Origin of the sequence: Kitasatospora sp. NPDC085879, from assembly GCF_040686255.1 — a bacterium.
GTDB lineage: Bacteria > Actinomycetota > Actinomycetes > Streptomycetales > Streptomycetaceae > Kitasatospora.
On the sequence record NZ_JBFBJZ010000192.1, the window covers coordinates 1 to 1,579 of the forward strand.

1 protein-coding gene and 1 pseudogene are annotated in these 1,579 nt (G+C 71.4%); both read right to left on the reverse strand.

Annotation, left to right across the window (positions count from 1 at the left end; genetic code table 11):
* A pseudogene (locus AB0P35_RS42055) lies at positions 1 to 1,297 on the reverse strand (hypothetical protein); the annotation flags it as partial.
* Positions 1,298 to 1,336: 39 nt separating this feature from the next.
* The coding region (locus tag AB0P35_RS42060) for a hypothetical protein (protein WP_363521879.1) at positions 1,337 to 1,579 on the reverse strand (243 nt) is incomplete at its 5' end.

Here is a 1,579-nt window from a genome sequence, read left to right on the forward strand (position 1 = left end):
CGGCGAGCGCGGCGACGAACGGTACGAATTGGCGGGCGTCCGCGTGCTCGCCGATGCGGAGGGTGAGGTCCTTCGGCTGCCCGGGGCCGCGATGGCTGATCTCGTCGTTCAGGAGCAGATGCGCGAACAACGCGGCCGTGATGGTATTCCAGCGTTTCCGCGTGAAGCTGTGGTAAACGATCTCCGTTCCGACCTCGGCGAACCCGACAGAGCCGGGCGGCCACCAGACGGTAGTCAGCGTCAGTGTGCTGTAGTCGCGGGGTGTGTCGCCGTAACTCCGGTACCACCAGCGGTCTCCCCTGCTTGCCCAGGGCAGCGGTGGGAGTGTGACGACCGGCGGCGGGACGTGCGTCGGCCAGTCGAGGACCACCCTCCACCCGTGCACGAACTCCGAGTTACCCGCGTTGTAGGTCTCGATGCCGGGCTTCCCGGCGGCGAGAAGAGCCGCACCCACGCGCTCGGCCGTTGCGACGATCTCCTGCTCGGCGGCCTCCCGGGCCCGTGCGTTCACTGTTGTGCACAGCAGGCCCCGCCACCAGAGAGGGAAGGCCCCGGCGCCCACCACCTCCTCCACCCTGCGGCGGGCCGCTGGCTCCCATGCCGCCCGGGTAGAGCCGCTACCATCGAGGACGACCAAGAGCTTCGCCAACTCCCGAGCAGTCAGGGGAGCTTGCGTGTGACGATCGGCGTCGTACGGCAGAACGCGGAGTACGTCCGTCTCGTGTTCCCAGCTCCACAGCCGTAGATCGGCGGCCTGCGCCGCGTCGGCCTGTTGCTTCTTCCACTCCTGGAACACGGCGTACCGGGCGAGCCGTTCGGCCTCCGCGCGAGCCGCCGCCCGCTCCCGGGCGGTCCGTTCCTCCTCCCGCACGACGGCGATCCGCGCGTCGATCTCCTCCAGCACCGGACGGTAGGCCGCGGTGGCAGCCGCCATCCGGGCTGCGTATGCCTCCTCAGCGCGGCGTCGACGGCCCGCCAGTCGTGCGCGGACCACCGGCAACCGCCGTGCCCGCTGCTGGCGTTCGCCCCGCGCCCGGACCTGCCGCACCTCGTCGGCCGCAGCCTCGGCCTCCGCGATGTAGGCGACGGCGGCGTCACGCCAGCTGTCCACCTCACCGGCGGTCGCCGGTACCCGGACCCTGTCTGTCGTCCGGCCCTCGAAGGACCGCCAGGGCTCCCCGCCCCGGACGACGCCGGGCCACGGCTCGTCCTCGATCCAGTACACGAGACACTTCGGCACCTCCAGCGCAGCCGCTCGCCAGGTGCACTTCATCACCGTCCACCGCTGCTCGGACACCCGACCCTCCCCGCTCCGCGTGTGTCGACCCCCTCCCCCTTACCCGCGCCGCGTGCGGAGATCACCGCTTTGATAGAGGTCATTGCAGAGCCAGCTGTGCAGCATGCCGTGGTCGTAGCCGGGCACCTCCCAGCCGAGCTTGCGCCCGCCCTCGGCCGCCTTCCGGATCGGCGCCCCGTCGCCGTGACTGTCTCTGCCGTCGTCCCCGCCGTGGGCTCGGCCGTCGAGGTCGGCGAGCAGCACCGGTTCGTGCGTCGCGGCCGCGCGGATGTCGGCGACGAA